Source organism: Paraburkholderia strydomiana (assembly GCF_046030495.1).
GTDB classification, from domain to species: domain Bacteria; phylum Pseudomonadota; class Gammaproteobacteria; order Burkholderiales; family Burkholderiaceae; genus Paraburkholderia; species Paraburkholderia strydomiana_A.
The window spans coordinates 264,091-282,811 of record NZ_JAQQCJ010000007.1 but is presented as its reverse complement, the minus strand read 5'-3'; the positions used below and the strand labels follow the sequence as shown (position 1 = coordinate 282,811).

14 protein-coding genes and 2 pseudogenes are annotated in these 18,721 nt (G+C 63.0%); 7 read left to right on the top strand and 9 right to left on the bottom strand.

The window, feature by feature from the left end; all coding sequences use genetic code 11:
• Positions 1-76: 76 nt before the first annotated feature.
• Positions 77-336 (bottom strand): annotated as a pseudogene (locus tag PQQ53_RS12500) (transposase domain-containing protein); the annotation flags it as partial.
• 818 nt (positions 337-1,154) lie between these two features.
• On the opposite strand from PQQ53_RS12500, the gene PQQ53_RS12495 reads away from it, so the two are divergent.
• Positions 1,155-1,361, top strand: coding sequence for a site-specific integrase (locus PQQ53_RS12495; RefSeq protein WP_408324269.1), 207 nt, complete (start codon positions 1,155-1,157; stop codon positions 1,359-1,361).
• A 439-nt stretch (positions 1,362-1,800) separates the two neighbouring features.
• Here the strand turns inward: PQQ53_RS12495 and PQQ53_RS12490 are convergent.
• Positions 1,801-2,457: pseudogene (locus PQQ53_RS12490) on the bottom strand (IS66 family transposase); the annotation flags it as partial.
• A gap of 118 nt (positions 2,458-2,575) precedes the next feature.
• Here PQQ53_RS12490 and PQQ53_RS12485 point away from each other — a divergent pair.
• Positions 2,576-2,956 (top strand): DUF5594 family protein, encoded by a 381-nt coding sequence (locus PQQ53_RS12485; protein ID WP_408148198.1) that lies wholly within the window; start codon positions 2,576-2,578, stop codon positions 2,954-2,956.
• A gap of 122 nt (positions 2,957-3,078) precedes the next feature.
• Here PQQ53_RS12485 and PQQ53_RS12480 read toward each other — a convergent pair whose 3' ends face one another.
• From PQQ53_RS12480 to PQQ53_RS12455, 6 genes are all read right to left on the bottom strand, one after another.
• A complete protein-coding gene (locus PQQ53_RS12480; protein WP_408324267.1) occupies positions 3,079-5,199 on the bottom strand; it encodes a phosphocholine-specific phospholipase C in 2,121 nt (706 codons plus the stop codon).
• A gap of 83 nt (positions 5,200-5,282) precedes the next feature.
• Positions 5,283-5,618 carry a hypothetical protein gene (locus tag PQQ53_RS12475; RefSeq protein WP_408148202.1) on the bottom strand — a complete coding sequence of 112 codons (336 nt, stop codon included), beginning with the start codon at positions 5,616-5,618 and terminating at the stop codon, positions 5,283-5,285.
• A gap of 192 nt (positions 5,619-5,810) precedes the next feature.
• Entirely contained in the window at positions 5,811-6,671 is an 861-nt protein-coding gene (locus tag PQQ53_RS12470) for an alpha/beta fold hydrolase (protein WP_408156995.1), read from the bottom strand.
• Between the two features lie 8 nt (positions 6,672-6,679).
• Positions 6,680-8,281, bottom strand: a complete 1,602-nt coding sequence (locus tag PQQ53_RS12465) for a benzoate-CoA ligase family protein (protein WP_408324266.1) — start codon at positions 8,279-8,281, stop codon at positions 6,680-6,682.
• A gap of 80 nt (positions 8,282-8,361) precedes the next feature.
• Complete coding sequence (locus PQQ53_RS12460; protein ID WP_408324264.1) at positions 8,362-9,957, bottom strand: 3,4-dehydroadipyl-CoA semialdehyde dehydrogenase; 1,596 nt, start codon at positions 9,955-9,957, stop codon at positions 8,362-8,364.
• A 7-nt stretch (positions 9,958-9,964) separates the two neighbouring features.
• Positions 9,965-10,432, bottom strand: a complete 468-nt coding sequence (locus PQQ53_RS12455) for a DUF4863 family protein (RefSeq protein WP_408324262.1) — start codon at positions 10,430-10,432, stop codon at positions 9,965-9,967.
• 200 nt (positions 10,433-10,632) lie between these two features.
• Here PQQ53_RS12455 and PQQ53_RS12450 point away from each other — a divergent pair, with 200 nt between their 5' ends.
• The 4 genes from PQQ53_RS12450 to boxA all read left to right on the top strand — a co-directional run bounded on the left by PQQ53_RS12450 (position 10,633) and on the right by boxA (position 16,208).
• Positions 10,633-11,613, top strand: a complete 981-nt coding sequence (locus PQQ53_RS12450) for a helix-turn-helix transcriptional regulator (RefSeq protein WP_408324260.1) — start codon at positions 10,633-10,635, stop codon at positions 11,611-11,613.
• 117 nt (positions 11,614-11,730) lie between these two features.
• Positions 11,731-13,401, top strand: coding sequence for a 2,3-epoxybenzoyl-CoA dihydrolase (boxC, locus tag PQQ53_RS12445; RefSeq protein WP_408324258.1), 1,671 nt, complete (start codon positions 11,731-11,733; stop codon positions 13,399-13,401).
• Between the two features lie 99 nt (positions 13,402-13,500).
• A complete protein-coding gene (boxB, locus tag PQQ53_RS12440; RefSeq protein WP_408148216.1) occupies positions 13,501-14,928 on the top strand; it encodes a benzoyl-CoA 2,3-epoxidase subunit BoxB in 1,428 nt (475 codons plus the stop codon).
• Positions 14,929-14,966: 38 nt separating this feature from the next.
• Positions 14,967-16,208 carry a benzoyl-CoA 2,3-epoxidase subunit BoxA gene (boxA, locus tag PQQ53_RS12435; protein ID WP_408324256.1) on the top strand — a complete coding sequence of 414 codons (1,242 nt, stop codon included), beginning with the start codon at positions 14,967-14,969 and terminating at the stop codon, positions 16,206-16,208.
• A 93-nt stretch (positions 16,209-16,301) separates the two neighbouring features.
• On the opposite strand, the gene PQQ53_RS12430 is transcribed toward boxA, so the two are convergent.
• A complete protein-coding gene (locus PQQ53_RS12430; RefSeq protein WP_408148323.1) occupies positions 16,302-17,054 on the bottom strand; it encodes a TetR/AcrR family transcriptional regulator in 753 nt (250 codons plus the stop codon).
• Between the two features lie 313 nt (positions 17,055-17,367).
• Between PQQ53_RS12430 and PQQ53_RS12425 the strand changes: the two genes are divergently transcribed.
• On the top strand, positions 17,368-18,651 hold the full coding sequence (locus PQQ53_RS12425; RefSeq protein ID WP_408324254.1) for a Zn-dependent hydrolase: 1,284 nt from the start codon (positions 17,368-17,370) through the stop codon (positions 18,649-18,651).
• The last annotated feature ends 70 nt before the right edge of the window (positions 18,652-18,721 follow it).

The window sequence follows — 18,721 nt, the reverse complement described above, 5'->3', positions numbered from 1 at the left end:
ACGCGCAGTCAGAAAACTCCAGCCGCTCTGGCGCCTTGCTCTAACCCGACTTGTACCGCACCTGCTCAAGAGCTAATCACCGGACTGCCCCAGTTGTGTAAGCGCGGCTCCAATAACGTCTCGACTGCGGTTGGGATCGTCGGACTGTGACGTGACGCTGATCGGCGATGGGCCATGACTCAAGCTCGCCGACGCGGTTAATAGCGTGATCTGGGATCCGTGCGAGCACGAAACACAGATACGTCTCTGGATCGATGCTGTTGTGTCTCGCGGTACCAATGAGCTAGAGATTGCGGCCGCGCGTTCGCCTCCGGAGTCTGCTCCGGCGAACAGATACGCCGATTATGCAGAGTTCTGCATAATCATCGTTATGTGCTGTTGTGCATTATGGCGAGTACGATCCGTCTCGCGATTCCCTTCCTAGGCGCCAACGTCTGGCAGAGTGCGGCCGGACGGCGCTAACTCCGCATAATAAAACGTGGTCTGATGGTGTCCCGCTAACCCATCTGCGGAGATCATCATGTTTATCGATGCATGCCTGAACCGTCTAGCCCGGCGAGACGGGCATGCTACATGAGCCACCGAACCAGTTCATCGCTTCGTACATTGCTGAACTGGAGCGCCAACGCTACGCACGAGGTACTGTTGGAGCGTACCCCCCGGTGCCTCGCTCATTTCAGCTATCGGATGAGACGTAAGCGCCTTCGTGCTTCGGCTATTAATGAAACGCTCGTCGAGCGTTTCATACGGGACCACCTGCCCGTTTTGCCGCTCTTCACAATCTTGCCGATCACTTGTATCGGAGATGCGCACTGCACCATCTTTTAGCGCTGCCGTTCACGCTGACCCCATCCCCGCGATGTCGCCGGATCCCGTAGCTCATGAATTGCGCAACTTCCCCTCAGTGTTTGCGAGACACTTGCGGCTTGGAGCGTTCGACGTGCGTCTATCGCGTGCAGCATCTAAAGGTATTTTTCACAAGCTGCATGATGAACGCCTCCGCCGAATCCTTCACCTCAAGACTCCGGCAGTCGACGCATTTCTGAGCGCTATCGCCCGGCGCCACTGGAAACCTGGCTCGCGCTGGGTTATCTGTACGAGTCTGCGTAGCTATCTGAGATTCCAGCCGTTGCGAGGTGACGATATCCGGCTGGTTGTTCAACATTGCCGCTTATCGCCCACTGGCCGCGCCGAAACCGCCCAACGTACTGTCGGATACCCAGCTCGAACGTTTCCTGCAAGCTTTCGATGCCAACACCGCATCCGGTATACGCGATTCCGCCTTAGCTCGCTGCGGCCTTGATCTTGGGCTGCGCAGAGACGAGGCTGAGCACCGCACACTGGACTTTATCGACTGGTGAGGTGGCATTGTGACTTTACAGCACACCAGGAGTCGTCGCGTCCAACGCATGCCGCGTCCGGAACTGGCTGGTGGAACTCTAGCGCAAGTACTTGCGCGAGGGCGCCCGCACACCTGCAGTCGATCGGTGTTCGTGCGTCACCGCGAATCGTTTGGCATTCCGCTAAGCGTCGACGCGATTCGCAATGCAATGAATCGGACATTCATGCGCTGCTGCCTGGATGGCCAGTTCTGCAACATGCATGTGCTTCGAAGATCAACCGTCACTCGCCTGCAAAGGGCGAACGTCTCGATCAAGAAAATCGCTGAATTGCTGCGGCATTAGAGCCTGAACGCGGCCCGCGACTACGCTCGTGTGGATATCGAGCGCCTGCGAGACGTACGGCGAGCGCCCTGAAGATCGGGGGAGCGATCTCAACTGCTCTGCATAATTCGGACGTGTACAAACGCCGACCGATGGCGACGCCTCGCAGCGCGCGTTCGACTGGCAGATTGTGAAATTCGAGCCGGCCGTTATCGCAATAGCGCATGGGCGTTTCCCACTGGTTCAGCGCATAAACAATGGCCCCGCTCGTGTCGGTTTTGCGCGAGAGCCTTTCCATCATAGATGTGAGCCACGCATAGAATCGATCGAGTAGCGGCCGCGCGTGTTCATGACGCTGCGCATGACTCATCGGGCGGTTTGCCAGCGATCGCGTCGGCAATCCTGTATAGCGCGCCGACACGCTCGAGCGCCTCGGTGTTCAACGCATTCGAGCGCTACGTGCCATTCATGGAACTGTTGTCACGCAAGTGCCCAACAGGCAGCCTCCGTGACACGCCCGGTTTCGCAGATGGCCTGGCAACGACCGTACGCGCCGGCTTGCAGCGTACCGTTGAGTGAGCCAGGGTGACGCATCCGGATGCATGCTCTTCTGATCCGGCGTATAGGCAAACCACACCGCTGACGGTGTCGTGTCGGCAGAGGTGCGATCATCGCGCACGTACACCCACAAGCGTCCGGTCTTCGCTGCCGTACCTGCTGCAAGCACCGGGGCCGAGGTTTCGTCAAGGCGCACATGACAGCCGCCCCGCAAGTTTGCAGGCACATACTCAAGCTGTTCGGATGATACCTTCGCCCAACAACTTCATGGCACAGTCGCAGACCATGGGCGCGGATCCGCTCGCATGCTACGATGGTCCGCTCAATACGCATGCATAAGATCGGAGACATAGATGCGTCCGGAGAGTGCAGCCCGTTTCGATGAACAGTTCGCGCCTCGCATCGCCGAGGCGATCGCCGCCTGTTTTGCCACCACCGTGCATACCGAAGTGCTGCCGTATGGCGGCCCCGGGCATCCCACCCGCGTGCGGATTCATGCTGCGCCGCTCACGGAGCTGGGCCATTACGCGCATCCGTTGAATCTGTATCTGACCTGGGACAGCGACGAAATCGAAAGACTGATGGACGCGCGAGGAGAGGCGCGCTTCGCCAACTATCTCGCCGCGCTGCCGCGCAAGCTAAGCGCGTGGACTCACGCGCGCGAACTGGATTTTCTGTCGCATACGCAAGGTGAACCTGTGGCGTTGATCGGCGGGCTCGATTTCGAGTCGTGAGCGGCGCGTGAATGCGCGCGACGTGACGTGACGAATACGCTGAAAACAGGCGCCACATGAAAAACGGCCACTGCGGATACCCCGCAGCGGCCGTTGCCTTAGTCGACGCGGTCGACAGATGCTCAGCTACCCAACGCCGGATCGCTCATGCTGCTCTTGCCGGTCTCGACGTGCCCCGCAAAACGGCGCACGAACGCCGTGTCCGTATCGACCGTGATGGTCAGGTCGTACCAGCCATGCGCGTTGCGCAGATCGAGGTAGAGCTGATCGGTATCGCCGCCGCGCACCGAATGGTTGATCACGTGGTTCGCATCGTACGCGTTGACGATCGTGAACTGGCAACGCGCGCTGCCCACGTTCTCCAGCCGCAGTTGCAGATTGCCGTTCGACACGTCGTAGCCCTCGGCAGCTTCAGGGCGCGCGACGTCCGGGCCGTGCCATCCATTGTGCGATGCCGGTTTGCCCGCGAAGCGGCGCAGAAAACCGTTCGGACCGTGTACCGTGAAATCGTAGGTGCCGTCCGCGTTCAACGGCAACTGGTCCTGCAGTCGCTTGCCTGGTTCGACCGTATAGCTGCGCGGCGCATCGGCGCTCTGAGCGGCATACACGAGGAACACCGCGCCGGTGCGTCCCGTGTTGACGAAGCGCATCGCCAGCTTGCCGCTCGAACCTTCGCTCTGCACGCGCACGAACAGTTCGTATGGCAACGCGCGGGCGGGGCGCACGCCGGGCTCCTGCTTCGGCACCGTCTGCACGGCCGGCGGTTGCGGCACGTAATCCGGATGACGGTTCTGGTCGGGCGGCACATAGGCGCTCGTGCTTGGCAGCGAGGGCGGCGTGGCGTTCGGGTTCTCGAAGTTGAAGGCCGACATCAGATCGCCGCATACTGCACGGCGCCATGGCGTGATGTTCGATTCGCCGAGGTTGTGCTGCTGACCGAAGCGCTTTTCGATGAAGCGGATCACCGACGTATGGTCGAACAATTCCGAGCACACGTAGCCGCCTTTCGACCATGGCGACACCACCAGCATCGGCACGCGTGGTCCGAGGCCGTACGGCGCTGCAGGCGTCTTTGAGTCGCCCGGGTAGATCTCATGCGTGGTATCGACGGTAGACAGACCGTTGGCGTCTGACGAGGGTGCGAACGGCGGCGCGATGTGGTCGAAGAAGCCGTCGTTCTCGTCGTAGTTGATCAGCAGCACCGTCTTGCTCCACACCTCGGGATTCGACGTCAGAATCTGCAGCACCTGATCGATGTACCACGCACCGTAGTTCGTCGGCCAGTTCGGATGCTCGGAATACGCTTCGGGCGCGACGATCCACGAGACTTGCGGCAGCGCGTTGCTCTGCACGTCGCGCTTGAGAATGTCGAAGTAGCCGTCGCCTTTCGCCGCGTTGGTGCCGGTGCGGGCGTTGTCGTAAAGCGGATTGCCGGGCTGCGCGTTACGGTACTGGTTGAAGTAGAGCAGCGAGTTGTCGCCGTAATTGCCGATGTACGGGTTCTGCGTCCAGCCCCACGAGCCGTTCGCATCGAGACCGGTGCCGACGTCCTGATAGATCTTCCACGAGATGCCTGCGTTCTGCAGCACTTCCGGATACGTGGACCAGCCGTAGCCGAGTTCGGAGTTGTCGATCACCGGGCCGCCGCCGCTGCCGTCGTTGCCGACCCAGCCGCTCCACATGTAGTAGCGGTTCGGGTCCGTCGGCCCCATCAGCGAGCAGTGGTATGCGTCGCAGATCGTGAACGCGTCGGCGAGCTGATAGTGAAACGGGATGTCGTCACGGGTCAGGTAGGCCATCGTCGTCGCGCTTTTGGCGGGCACCCATTGGTCGTTGCGGCCGCCGTTCCATGCGGCGTGCGTGCTGCCCCAGTCGTGCGCGAGATCCTGCAGGAATTGCAGGCCCAGGTTCGGCGCAGTGGGGTGGAACGGCAGCACGTAACCTGCATTGGTGGCATCCGCCGTGAGCGGTTGATACCAGACCGGCTTGCCGTTCGGCAGGTTGATCGCGCGGGTGTCGCCGAATCCGCGCACGCCTTTGAGCGTGCCGAAGTAATGGTCGAACGAGCGGTTTTCCTGCATCAGCACGACGATGTGTTCCACGTCGCGGATCGAACCGGTACGGTTGTTCGCCGGAATGGCGAGCGCATTGCGAATGCCCAGCGGCAGCATGCTCAATGCGGTGGCGGAACCGGCGGCTTGCGCGGCGGAGCGTAGAAAATCACGGCGATTTTTTGAAGTCATGGTTTTGGCTTTCGATCTTCGGTTGACGAACGATGCACACAGCGCGCGTGAGGCTGAGCCGCGCGTCGTGTGCGGCGCGAAACTCAATCCACAGTGTGGATGACAGGCGTGGCGAGCGGCGCCGGCGCGGCGGCGGATAGCGTTGCGCCGGCGTCGGATGCGGGTAGTGCCGGGGTTTGAATCGTGAGCGAGGGTGGTGCGGGCGCGGCTGACGAGCGATTGCCCGGCAGAGCCGCGAATGCGGACGGGTTGCTGTTGTTGCCGTCGGCAGTGCTATTGGTCGAGCCCAGCGTGTTCGTGCGGGCTGTGTCGTCGTCGTTGCCGCAGGCGCCGAGCAGCACGCTTAGCGACGTGGCGATCAATGCGCTCGTCAAACGTTTGCGCAGCAAGGCAGGAGCGGACTTCGACTCGACGGACATGGAAATGTCTCCGGCACGGGGAAGGGGCGCCAGGGCATCCATGTGCCGAGGTCAGCGATGCGGCAGCATAATCGCTTACCTGTGTAACTTTTGTGAAGAAAGCGTGCGGAGTTGGGATGCCGCTCATGGCGGCGGTGTATTCGCGCTCATACGTCGCCAGCGATGCAGTTAGCCGAGGCGCCCCTCTTTCCCCTACCGTCTAACGCTCCCCAAAACAAACGCCTCGATCGCCTCATTCAACTTTTGCGGTGCATCCCGATGCGGAGAATGTCCGCAAGCATCGAGTTTGACAAGTTGTGCGTGCGGCACGCTCGCGGCAATCGTATCGATCTGCGCCATCGTGCCGTAGTCGTCGTCATGCCCTTGCACCGCGAGCAGTGGCTCGCGAATCGACGCAAGCTCGGCCGCAATGGTCCACTGCCTGAACGCGGGGTTCAGCCAGATATCGTTCCAGCCATAGAACGCGGAGTCGACGTCAGCGTGATAGCGGGCGAGCTTGTCTCGCAGATTGGTGGATTCATAGAGCCGCTTCGTCTGCGCGATGCTTTCCACCGAGATGTCTTCGACGAACACATGCGGTGCGATCACCACCGCGCCGGCCAGCGCTCCGGGATACAGCGCGGCGTACAGCAGCGCGATCGAGCCGCCGTCGCTATGGCCGATCACCCACATCCGTTTGCGCTCCCGCATGTCGACACCTAGTGTGTCGAGCAAAGCGGGAAGAATGTCGCGCGCCTGAGCCGTCATGAAATCGACGGGCCATTTGATCTCATGCGCACGCGGCGTCGATAGTCCATAGCCCGGACGCGAATAAACCAGCCCGCGCATGCCGAGCCGCTCGCACAACATTTGCGGCCAGTCACGCCACATGGCCACCGAGCCGAGTCCTTCGTGCAGAAACACGGCGATCGGCGCCTTGACCGCCGTTTCGTTAATCCAACGATATTCGATGCGCAGCGGCCCATGCGATACGGTAGCGGGCAATTCAGCGAAGTCTCCAGCCGTGGTGACAGCAGACGCAGCGGCAACGGTGGCGAGAGCGGGTTTCTCCATGGATCACCTTATGACAGTTCGCGCAGTTTGAAGCGTTGAATCTTGCCGGTAGCGGTTTTCGGCAGATCGTCGACGAATACGATGTCGCGCGGATACTTATGCGGAGCAAGCCGTTCCTTGACGAAGGCCTTCAACTCATCCGCGAGTATCTCAGACGGCGCGAAATCACGCTTCAATACGACGAACGCGCGTGTCTTCACGAGCCCGCCGTGATCGACGCCGACCACCGCCGCTTCGAGCACCGCTTCGTGCTGAACGAGCACCATCTCCACTTCGACCGGCGAGACATACTGGCCGCTGACTTTCAGCATGTCGTCGCTGCGGCCCGCATAGAGATAGCAGCCGTTCGGCAGCCGGCTGTACTTGTCGCCGCTGCGAATCCATTCGCCGAGAAACGTCGCACGCGTTTTCTCGCGATTGCTCCAGTACATCAGCGCGGCACTCGGCCCCTTGATATACAGATCGCCGACTTCGCCATCGGGCACCGGCCGGCCGGCTTCGTCGCGCAGTTCCACTTCGTAGCCCGGCACCGGGCGGCCGGTCGTGCCGTATTCGACCGCGCCCGCGCGATTCGACAGGAAGATATGCAGCATTTCCGTCGAGCCGATGCCGTCGAGAATCTCAGCGCCGAAGTGCGCGGTGAAGCGCTCGCCGATCTCACGCGGCAATGCTTCGCCCGCCGACGTGCACACGCGCATGGCGACCTCGGCGCGCGCGGGCAGGTTGGGCGACACGAGCATGCTCGCGTACAGCGTCGGCACGCCGTAGAAAACCGTCGGGCGATGCCGCACGAGTCGCGCGAAAATCGCGTCGGCGGTAGGGCGCTCGGCCATCAGCACGGCGGTCGCGCCGACCGAGAGCGGAAAGGTCAGCGCGTTGCCGAGACCGTACGCGAAGAACAGCTTGGCCGCCGAAAACACCACGTCGCTTTCGACGATCCCGAGCACCGCTTTCGCATACAGCTCGGCGGTCCAGTACAGATTCGCGTGCGTGTGGACCGTGCCCTTCGGTTTGCCGGTCGAGCCCGATGAATACAGCCAGAACGCAATGTCGTCGCCACCGCTCGCGCAGCCCTTGACGGCGGGCGCGGCGGCGTCGATCAACTCGTCGAGCCGGGGCGCATCCAGCGGCGCGCCGTCGAGCGGCTGCGAAACGATCAACTGGCAACCGTCATGGTCGGCGCTATTCAACTGATCCAACGCCTGCGTGACGCCCGGCAGCAATGCACCCGATGCGATCACGGCACGCGCGTGGCTATGCGTGAGCATGTACACGTAATCGGCGGCAGTGAGCAGCGTGTTCGCGACGACCGGTACGACGCCCGCGTACAGCGCGCCGAGAAATGCGATCGGCAGCGCGACGGTGTCGAGCATCACGAGCAGCACGCGCTCCTCGGGATGCACGCCGAGCCTGCGCAACGCGGTCGCGAAGCGTCGCGCGCGCTCTTCGAGTTCGCCGTAGGTGGTGGTGCCGGTGTCGTCGATGTAGGCGATCTTCCCGGCGCGTGCTTCGTTCAACTGAAACAGATACGCGGCGAAATTGAATAGCGGGGGCGGCGGGGCCACCGTCGCGGGGCAATGACTGGCGGCTGTTTCCAGCAGGGCTTCCATATGTCTCCTCCATCTGTGGGGGGCGGTCCGGCTGTTGTGTGCTCTTGATCCGCGTCATGCCTGCAATATGTCATGCGCCGCTAGGCTGGCGGCGAGTGGGTCGTTTGCGTGAGGGTGCCGATGGCCGCTGCTGATGCCTGAACCGCGCAGCGCCGGTGATAGAACCCCAGCGCGCGCAAGCCGCCGAGTTCTTCACCACCGCCCGCGCGGCCTGGGCCGCCATGCAGCGACATCGGCATCACGTTGCCGTGGCCCGTCTGGCTCTGCTGAACCGACGGCGAGATCGCATGCACGCGTCCATGCGAATCGGCGAGTTCGAGTGAGAGCCGGCCGAGATGCGCATCGTCGTTCGAATAGATCGATGCGACGAGCGAGCCCTGGCCGCGTCGCGCAAGCGCGACGGCGTGCGCCTCGGGCAGTTCGCTGCCGTTTGCCGTCACGCGATAGGGCGCGACCGTGGCCACCGGTCCGAAGACTTCGAGGTCGTGCAGCAGCGTCGCGTTGTCCGGATCGTTGACCACGAACAGATGCGGCGCGACGCATGCTGCAATCGCGGGGTCCGCGTCGATCAGCGGTACAGCCGAACCGTCGTACGCGAGCACCGCTTCTTCGCGCAATGCGGCGATGCCGGCGAGCACGTTCTCGTATTGCTCGCGGCTCACGAGCGAGCCCATCCGCACGGTGTCGTTACGCGGATTGCCTACGCTGACTGTCGCGAGCTTCGCTTTGAGCGCATCGAGAACGGCCTCGAGCGCGGTTTCCGGCACGAACGCACGCCGGATCGCCGTGCATTTCTGCCCGGACTTGACGGTCATTTCCCGCACTACTTCCCTGATGAACAGATCGAAGGCGGGCGTGTCGGGCGTCGCGTCGGCGCACAGGATCGCGCTGTTCAGGCTGTCTGCTTCAACGTTCAGACGCGCGCCGTGCTGCACGAAGGCGGGATGCTCGCGTAGCGTCGCGGCGGTGTCGGCCGAGCCGGTGAACGACACCACGTCGAAGGCCCGAATCTGATCGAGCAGACCCGCCGAGCCGCCGCAGATCACCGAGAGCGCGCCGGGCGGCAGGATACCCGCGTCGATCACATCGGCGACCATGCGCTGCGTGAGCCACGCGGTGGCCGTGGCGGGCTTGACGATGACCGGAACGCCCGACAGCAGCGCGGGCGCCGCTTTCTCCCACAACCCCCAGGACGGGAAGTTGAACGCGTTGATGAAGAGTGCGACGCCGCGTGTTGGTGTCAGCACGTGCTGCACGCTGAACGACTGATCCTTGCTCAGTGCTACGCTTTGACCATCGCGTAGCGCGTGCACGTCGCCGAGCGACGCGCCGAGTTTCGCGTAGTACGACAAAGTAAAAATGCCGCCGTCGATATCGACGGCCGAGTCGTTGCGCGTAGTGCCCGAATTCGCGGTGGCGATCGCATAGTAGTCGTCGCGCTTCGCCTGCAACTGCCTGACGATCTCGGTGAGGCGGGCAGCGCGCTGCGCATAGGTCTGCGCGCGCAGTGCGGCGCCGCCCTCGTCGCGCGCAAAGCTGAAGGCCTGCGCGAGGTCGTGACCCGCGCTCGATACGCGCACGAGCGCGGCACCCGTCACCGGATCGGTCAGCGTCACGCCCGCATCGTTGCCGGCGATCCACTGTCCGGCTACGTAGTTCTTCAATAGTTCGGTCATGACGTTCTCACGCGGGAGTGAATTCGATCGCGCCTTGCGGCAACAGATACAGCACCAGCGCCTCACCATTCGCGACGGTCGGCCGATGCGCGGAGCCTGGGCCGTACACGCACCAGCCGGCCGGGTGGCCGTCGAAAGTCACGCCTTCGGTGAGCGGCATGATCAGATCGATCTCGCCATGCGGGTGAACGTGATGCGGACCGGCGATGTCGCGCATGTCGACCACGTCGACGGAAAAGCCGTGGGTCTCGGGCAAGGGCTTGAAGATGCGGCCGTAGCGAATGCCGCCGCCTTCGCGGTTGCACAGCCAGCCTTCGGCGACGCCGGTCCGGCACGCGTTCGCGAGATCGCGGAACGTCGCGCCGTCGGCCGGATAGGTGTCGTTCAGCCACGCGGCGAGCTGGCCGTCGAGCGGCCGGCCGGCGAGTTGCTCAGTGACGCTCGCAATCAGGCGCTGGAATTCATGTGGGGACATGCGACCTCCAGATTGCGCGTTCACCCGCCGCGGCGCCCTGAGGCACCTTAATGCAGGCGTGTCACCGCGCCGTCTCCATGACGCTGCCGAAAGAGTGCGACAGCGTTTGTTATTGCCTTGTTATTTGGCGAAAATTAACCGTTCACCAAGTGCGTGTCAAGCACTATAGTACATATATCGTCGTCATGAGGTGGTAAAACATGAATCAAAAGTACTCTCCCGCATCGCCGCATGAAGCCGCCGCCGCCGACGCGAGCCACCCCGAGCGAATCGAGCGCGGTGCCGAGCGCGAGGAGCGCGATCCGTTTCTCACGGCGATGGGCGAGCGCGTGCGGCTGCTGCGCGCGCGCCGCGGCATGACCCGCAAGACGCTCGCGACCGAAACCGGCTTGTCGGAGCGGCATCTGGCGAATCTGGAATCGGGCGTCGGCAATGCATCGGTGCTGGTATTGCGGCAGCTTGCGGCCACCTTGAACTGTCCGCTCGCCGAAGTGATCGGCGACGAAACCACCGCGTCCGCCGAGTGGCTGCTGATCCGCGAACTGCTGCACGGCCGCGATCAGGCGGCGCTGCAACGGGCGCGCGTCGCGCTCGCCGAGATGTTCGCGCAGGCGCCGCGCGATCCGCATCGCAAGGACCGGGTCGCGCTGATCGGTCTGCGCGGCGCCGGCAAGTCGACGCTCGGGCGGATGCTGGCGCAGGAGCGCAAGGTGCCCTTCGTCGAGCTGACGCGCGTGATCGAGCAGATGGCCGGCTGCCCGCCGTCGGAGATTCATTCGTTGTACGGAGCGAGCGCTTACCGGCGCTACGAGCATCGCGCGCTCGAGGCCGTGATCCAGGAGCACGAGCGCGCGGTGATCGCGTCGCCGGGCGGGCTGGTGTCCGAGGCGGGCACCTTCAACGCGCTGCGGTCGCACTGCTTCACGGTGTGGCTGCAAGCGACGCCGGAAGAGCATATGCGCCGGGTCGTCGCGCAAGGCGACTTGCGGCCGATGTCGGGCAATAAGGAGGCGATGGACGATCTGAAGCGCATCCTGGCCGGGCGCGGCGAGCTATATGGCCGCGCCGACATGACTTTCGACACCAGCGAGAAGACCCTCGCCGACGCCTATCTGCAGTTGCGAGACCGTCTTGCCGCACGGCTCGCCGCGGAATCGCCGGATGACGCCCGGGTGGGCTGACCTGCAGTGGAGCGCCAGGGTTTACTAGCAAACATGCACTAAAGTGCTTTACACGGGGTTGGCGGTGCACTATTGTTCAAAAAACAGATTTTGCATCGTCCAGTCAGGAGACGCCCCATGTACACCGCAGACACCGTCGTTGCGCCGGTCGACTACCGCACCGATCCTTCGCAGTACAAGCACTGGAAGCTGAGCTTCAACGGTCCCGTCGCGACACTTGGCATCGATATCGCGGAAGACGGCGGCATCCGCGACGGCTACAAGCTGAAGCTGAATTCGTACGATCTGGGCGTCGACATCGAACTGCACGATGCGATACAGCGCATCCGCTTCGAGCATCCTGAAGTCAAGACCGTAGTGCTCACCAGCCTGAAGGACCGCGTGTTCTGCTCGGGCGCCAACATCTTCATGCTCGGACTGTCGACCCATGCGTGGAAAGTCAACTTCTGCAAGTTCACCAACGAAACGCGCAATGGTTTGGAAGACTCGTCGCGTCATTCGGGTCTGAAGTTTCTTGCCGCGGTGAACGGTGCCTGCGCCGGCGGCGGCTACGAACTCGCGCTTGCCTGCGACGAGATCTATCTGGTGGACGACCGGTCGTCGTCGGTGTCGCTGCCGGAAGTGCCGCTCTTGGGCGTGCTGCCGGGCACCGGCGGCCTGACGCGCGTCACCGACAAGCGGCGCGTGCGCCACGATCGTGCCGACATCTTCTGCACGGTGGTCGAGGGCGTGCGCGGCGAACGCGCGAAAGCGTGGCGTCTCGTTGACGAAGTCGTGAAGCCGAACCAGTTCGATCAGGCGATCCAGGCGCGCGCGCTCGAACTCGCCGCGCAAAGCGACCGCCCGGACGATGCACAAGGTGTGATGCTCACGCGTATCGAGCGCACCGAGCGCGAAGACGGCCTGACCTACACCACGCTCGATGTCACGATCGATCGCGCGAAGCGTATCGCGACATTCACAGCCAAAGCCCCGCAAACCGAGCCGCCGACGAGCATCGACGCAATCGTCGCAGCCGGCGCGAACTGGTGGCCGCTGCAATTCGCCCGCGAACTCGACGACGCGATCCTGTCGATGCGCACCAACGAACTCGACGTCGGCACCTGGGTCTTCAAGACCGAAGGCGACGCGCGCAACCTGCTTGCCGCCGACGCCACGCTGATGCAGCACAAGGACCACTGGTTCGTGCGCGAGACCATCGGTCTGCTGCGCCGTACCCTCGCGCGCATCGATGTCTCGTCGCGCTCCCTGTTCACGCTGATCGAACCGGGCTCCTGTTTTGCCGGCACGTTCGCGGAACTCGCGTTCGCCGCCGACCGCACTTACATGGCCGCTTTGCCGGGCAATGAAGACGAGGAGCCGGCCATCACGCTCACGGAAGTCAACTTCGGTCTGTATCCGCTCGTCACGCATCAGTCGCGGCTCGCGCGCCGCTTCTACGAAGAGGCCGAGCCGCTCGATGCGGTGCGCTCGCGCATCGGTGAGGCAATCAAACCGGTCGAAGCCGAGCGCCTCGGCCTCGTGACCGCCTCGCCGGACGATATCGACTGGGCCGACGAAATCCGCATCGCGCTCGAAGAACGCGCGGCGATGTCACCGGATGCGTTGACCGGCCTCGAAGCGAATCTGCGCTTCAACGGTCCGGAAACGATGGAGACGCGCATCTTCGGCCGTCTCACTGCCTGGCAGAACTGGATTTTCAACCGGCCGAACGCAGTGGGCGAGAAGGGTGCGCTCAAGGTGTACGGCAAGGGCAGCAAGGCGCAATTCGACGTCTCGCGCGTGTGATGCCCGCCTGAACCTCGGCACCGCGCAGCGACGCAACGCCACCTGGCCGATACGCACCTCTTACCGCCAGCACTGCAGCTTCCGCACAGGGAACCGACCATGTCAACGATCAACTACAGCGAAAAGATTCCGAACAACGTCAATCTCGCCGACGACCGCGCGTTGCAGCGCGCGCTCGAACAATGGCAGCCGAATTTTCTGTCGTGGTGGGGCGATATGGGACCGGAAGGCTCGCACGGCTACGACGTCTATCTGCGCACGGCGGTGAGCGTCGATGCGGGTGGCTGGGCGCACTTCGATCACGTGAAGATGCCGGACTACCGCTGGGGCATTTTTCTCACGCCGGGCGAGCAGGACCGCAAGATCCACTTCGGCGAACACAAGGGCGAAGCGGCCTGGCAGGACGTGCCCGGCGAGCATCGCGCGAATCTGCGCCGCATCATCGTCACGCAAGGGGATACGGAGCCGGCGTCGGTCGAGCAGCAGCGTCATCTGGGGCTCACGGCGCCGTCCATGTACGATCTGCGCAACCTGTTCCAGGTCAACGTCGAAGAAGGCCGCCATTTGTGGGCGATGGTGTATCTGCTGCATCGCTACTTCGGCCGCGACGGACGTGAGGAAGCCGAAGCATTGCTGGGGCGCCGCTCGGGCGACGACGACAACCCGCGTATTCTTGGCGCATTCAACGAGAAAACGCCGGACTGGCTCGCGTTCTACATGTTCACGTACTTCACCGATCGTGACGGCAAGTTCCAGTTGTCGGCGCTCGCGGAGTCGGGCTTCGACCCGCTCGCGCGCACCACGAAGTTCATGCTGACCGAAGAAGCGCATCACATGTTCGTCGGTGAATCGGGCGTGTCGCGCGTGATCCAGCGGACCGCACAGGTGATGAACGAACTGGGTACCGACGACGTCGCGAAGATTCGCGCGGCCGGCGTGATCGATCTGCCGACCATCCAGCGCTATCTGAACTTCCACTACTCGGTGACGATCGATCTGTTCGGCGCCGATCATTCGTCGAATGCGGCGACGTTCTATAGCTCGGGTCTGAAGGGACGCTATGAAGAGAACAAGCGCGACGACGATCATCAGTTGAACGGTCAGAGCTACAAGCTGCTCGACGTGCAGGACGGCAAGCTGGTCGAGCGCGAAGTGCCGATGCTCAATGCGATGAACGAAGTGCTGCGCGACGACTACATCAAGGATTCGGTGGCAGGCGTGGGGCGCTGGAACAAGGTGCTCGAAAAGGCCGGTATCGATTTCCGCATGACGGTGCCGCACAAGGCGTTCAACCGGCAGATCGGCACGTTTGCGGGCACGCGCGTGTCGCCCGATGGCCGCGTGATCAGCGAAACCGAATGGGCCGCGAACGAGGCGAAGTGGCTCGCGTCGCCGGAGGACCGCGCGTTCGTGGCGTCGCTGATGGGCCGTGTCACGGACGCGGGCAAGTTCGCGAACTGGATCGCACCGCCCGCGATGGGCGTGAACCGTCAGCCGATCGATTTCGAATACGTGCGCTTTAACTGAAGCGAGCGCACGCGCAGCACACCATGGTGGAGGAAGTCATGAACGGCCCAGTATCGATCGAAGTGCTCCGGCAGCATCTGATCGATCCGGAAATCTGCATTCGCTGCAATACCTGCGAAGAGACTTGCCCGATCGATGCGATCACCCACGACGACAACAACTACGTGGTCAAGGCGGATATCTGCAATGGCTGCATGGCGTGTGTGCCGCCGTGTCCGACCGGCGCGATCGACAACTGGCGCACCGTGCTGAAGGCGGACGCCTATCCGATCGAAGAGCAATTCACGTGGGACGTGCTGCCGGAACAGAACACGATGGCGGTGCGCGCCGCGGACGAATCGTCGGGCGCGCACGCGTCGGGCGATACGTCCGCTGACGCGAGCGGCATCGAAGTGGACACCGTGCGCGGCTCGGTCGTGCCGCCGTGGTCGGCCGCGAAGCCCTACGTGAATCTCTATACGCACAAGGCGCCGACTACCGCGACGGTAGTCGGCAACTACCGTCTCACCGACAGCACGAGCGACAGCGATATCCATCACATCGTGCTGGATTTCGGTTCGATGCCGTTTCCAGTTCTGGAAGGGCAGTCGATCGGCATTCTGCCGCCGGGCGCGAGCGCCGATGGCCGCACGCATCACGCGCGCCAGTATTCGGTGGCGAGCCCGCGCGATGGCGAACGGCCCGGCTACAACAACGTATCGCTGACGGTCAAACGGGTCTCGCAGCAACACGGCGACGCGATCGACGGCGTGTGCTCGAACTATCTGTGCGATCTGAAGAAGGGCGATGTGGTCAACGTGATCGGCCCGTTCGGTGGCACCTTTCTGATGCCGAACCATCCGAACTCGCATCTGTTGATGATCTGCACGGGCACCGGCTCCGCGCCGATGCGCGCGATGACCGAGTATCGCCGGCGGCGCCGGCTGAAAGGCGCGACCGGCAGGCTGATGCTGTTCTTCGGCGCGCGCACCAAGGAGGAACTGCCGTACTTCGGACCGTTGACGAATCTGCCGAAGGATTTCATCGATACGAATCTGGCTTTTTCACGCACGCCGGGGCAAGCGAAGCGCTACGTTCAGGACGCGATGCGTGAACGCGCGGTCGACGTCGCGAACCTCCTCAAGGACGACAACACGCATATCTACGTGTGCGGATTGAAGGGCATGGAAGACGGTGTGCTGCAGGCGTTGAAGGAGATCGGCGAGCAGCATCGACTGGATTGGGAGGCGCTGTGGGCGAAGTTGAAGCGCGAAGGGCGGTTGCATCTGGAGACTTACTGAAGCTGACGCCGAAGCCAACGATGCCGTGAGTCGATGAAGGCCCCGCATACGCCCATGCATCATGAGCGTGTGCGGGGCCTTCATGTTCCTGCCTCACCGTGAAGGATCGGCCCCGTCCTCGCGCCGCGAAGGCGACACCGCACCGCACGCGCGAATCACCAATTGCACCACTTCCTCGGTGGTAGCGTCGAACGCTTTCTGCGTCAATGCGCGCTTGCCCTTGAGCGCGCGAATCTGCGCGTCGAAGTCGGCGTAGTGCTGGGTGGTGGCCCAGATCATGTACATCAGCGTTTGCGCATTCACCGGCGCGAGCAGGCCACGCGCGATCCAGTCGTCGATCACTTTCACGCGGCTGTCGAGCCACGGTTTTACGCGTCCCTTGAGGATGTCCTCCATATGCTCCGCGCCGTGGATGATCTCGCTCGCCCACACCTTCGAACCGAGCGGCCGGCGGCGCGACAATTCCATTTTCGCGCGCACGTAGCCGGCAATTGCCTCGACCGGATCGTCGCTGCATTCGAACGTGTCGGCTGCCTTGTACCAGTCTTCGAACAGGTCTTCCAGCACGCGCCGGTAAAGCGCGAGCTTGGTCGGAAAGTAGTAGTGCACGTTGGCTTTCGGTAAGCCGGCGCGCTCCGCGATCATCGCGGTGCTCGCGCCATCGAGTCCCCGTTCGGCGAAAACGGCTTCGGCGCACGCCAGCAGATGCGCTTCATTCGACTCGCGAATGTGTGCCTTGCGCCGCCGCAAAGGCGCGCGTGATTCGTCGTTTTCCGTAATTGCGGCCGCCACGTCGTCGTCTCTCATGTTCGCCTTCGGCGGCATCTGTGCCGCGTCGCGCTTCATTCTAGTCGTTTGATGCGGGGTCCACACGCGGATTCGTCGTGCCCCGTCCGCTCGTGCTGCAACGCAATGGCACGCTTCTCGCTCTGCATCTTCTCCGTACTCTAACGAACGAAAGGCATTGATTTGGCGAGGCTAATCGTCTACAACCTGTCCAACTGGACAGGATTGAGAGAGCGGGCGATGCCCTAGGGTTTGCCCTTTGTATGAGAGGCGAACGGGTGCGTCGAACGTGCACCGCGACCGTGCGGACACGCCCCAAAGCCCGCCGCCGATGCACCAGTTTCATGTCGGTTCACCGAAAGGAGCGAGACGAATGAACGCGGTATCCGAAGCGCTGAAACAGCAAGCCGAACCGTCGACGTCGATCAGGATCGACGGCAAGCGGCTGTGGGACAGTCTGATGACGATGGCGAAGATCGGTGCGACGCCCAAGGGTGGCGTGTGCCGCCTCGCGCTCACCGACCTCGACCGGGAAGGGCGCGATCTGATCGTCAGTTGGGCGAAGGAAGCTGGCTGTACGGTCAGTGTCGATCAGATGGGCAACGTATTCATGCGCCGCGCCGGGCGCAATCCCGACGCGTTGCCGGTGATGACCGGCTCACACGCGGACTCGCAGCCGACCGGCGGGCGTTTCGACGGCATCTACGGCGTGCTGGGCGGTCTCGAAGTGATTCGGAGTCTGAACGATCACGGCATCGAGACCGAGCATCCGGTCGAAGTCGTGATCTGGACCAACGAGGAGGGCTCGCGTTTCGCACCGGCGATGGTCGCCTCGGGTGTCTTCGCCGGCGTGTTTACGCTGGACTACGGCCTGTCGCGCAAGGACGTGGACGGCAAAACGATCGGCGAGGAACTCAGCCGCATCGGCTATGCGGGCGATGTGCCTTGCGGCGGCCGGCCCTTGCATGCGGCGTTCGAATTGCACATCGAACAGGGGCCGATTCTTGAAGCCGAACAGAAAACCATCGGCGTCGTGACCGATGCGCAGGGTCAGCGCTGGTACGAGATCACGCTGACCGGTCAGGAAGCGCACGCGGGGCCCACGCCGATGCCGCGTCGTCGCGACGCGCTGCTTGGCGCCGCGCGCGTGGTCGATCTGGTCAATCGCATCGGACTCGACAACGCGCCATTCGGCTGCGCGACGGTCGGCATGCTGCAGGTCCATCCGAACTCGCGCAACGTGATTCCGGGCCGCGTGTTCTTCACGGTCGATTTCCGTCATCCGGACGACGCCGTGCTCGCGAAAATGGACGCGGCGTTGCGCAAGGGCGTCGCCGAGATTGCCGGCGGCGTCGGCCTCGAGACCGAACTGGAGCAGATCTTTTACTACGCGCCGGTAGCGTTCGACGAAGCCTGCGTGAAGTCGGTGCGCGCGGCAGCGGAACGCTTCGGCTATGCGCATCGGAACATGGTGTCCGGTGCGGGGCACGACGCGTGTTATCTGTCGCAAGTCGCGCCGACCTCGATGGTATTCGTGCCGTGCGTCGACGGGATCAGTCACAACGAGATCGAGGACGCCACGTTCGAATGGATCGAAGCAGGCGCCAACGTGCTGCTGCACGCGATGCTCGAGCGCGCATGCGAGCCGGGTTCATGACGTTTTAGCGGTCGCTTTTCGCTCGTCTCAAGTCTTAACGCAGTGCCCATAGAACACGCCGTTCCGGCTC

What these genes read in the sequence shown, in the direction of transcription:
- PQQ53_RS12430 (WP_408148323.1), bottom strand. Translation starts at nt 17,054, where the DNA reads ATGAAGCGCGACGCGGCACAGATGCCGCCGAAGGCGAACATGAGAGAC.
- PQQ53_RS12465 (WP_408324266.1), bottom strand. Translation starts at nt 8,281, where the DNA reads ATGGAAGCCCTGCTGGAAACAGCCGCCAGTCATTGCCCCGCGACGGTG.
- boxA (WP_408324256.1), top strand. Translation starts at nt 14,967, where the DNA reads ATGAACGGCCCAGTATCGATCGAAGTGCTCCGGCAGCATCTGATCGAT.
- PQQ53_RS12450 (WP_408324260.1), top strand. Translation starts at nt 10,633, where the DNA reads ATGAATCAAAAGTACTCTCCCGCATCGCCGCATGAAGCCGCCGCCGCC.
- boxB (WP_408148216.1), top strand. Translation starts at nt 13,501, where the DNA reads ATGTCAACGATCAACTACAGCGAAAAGATTCCGAACAACGTCAATCTC.
- boxC (WP_408324258.1), top strand. Translation starts at nt 11,731, where the DNA reads ATGTACACCGCAGACACCGTCGTTGCGCCGGTCGACTACCGCACCGAT.
- PQQ53_RS12475 (WP_408148202.1), bottom strand. Translation starts at nt 5,618, where the DNA reads ATGTCCGTCGAGTCGAAGTCCGCTCCTGCCTTGCTGCGCAAACGTTTG.
- PQQ53_RS12485 (WP_408148198.1), top strand. Translation starts at nt 2,576, where the DNA reads ATGCGTCCGGAGAGTGCAGCCCGTTTCGATGAACAGTTCGCGCCTCGC.
- PQQ53_RS12425 (WP_408324254.1), top strand. Translation starts at nt 17,368, where the DNA reads ATGAACGCGGTATCCGAAGCGCTGAAACAGCAAGCCGAACCGTCGACG.
- PQQ53_RS12470 (WP_408156995.1), bottom strand. Translation starts at nt 6,671, where the DNA reads ATGGAGAAACCCGCTCTCGCCACCGTTGCCGCTGCGTCTGCTGTCACC.
- PQQ53_RS12460 (WP_408324264.1), bottom strand. Translation starts at nt 9,957, where the DNA reads ATGACCGAACTATTGAAGAACTACGTAGCCGGACAGTGGATCGCCGGC.
- PQQ53_RS12480 (WP_408324267.1), bottom strand. Translation starts at nt 5,199, where the DNA reads ATGACTTCAAAAAATCGCCGTGATTTTCTACGCTCCGCCGCGCAAGCC.
- PQQ53_RS12455 (WP_408324262.1), bottom strand. Translation starts at nt 10,432, where the DNA reads ATGTCCCCACATGAATTCCAGCGCCTGATTGCGAGCGTCACTGAGCAA.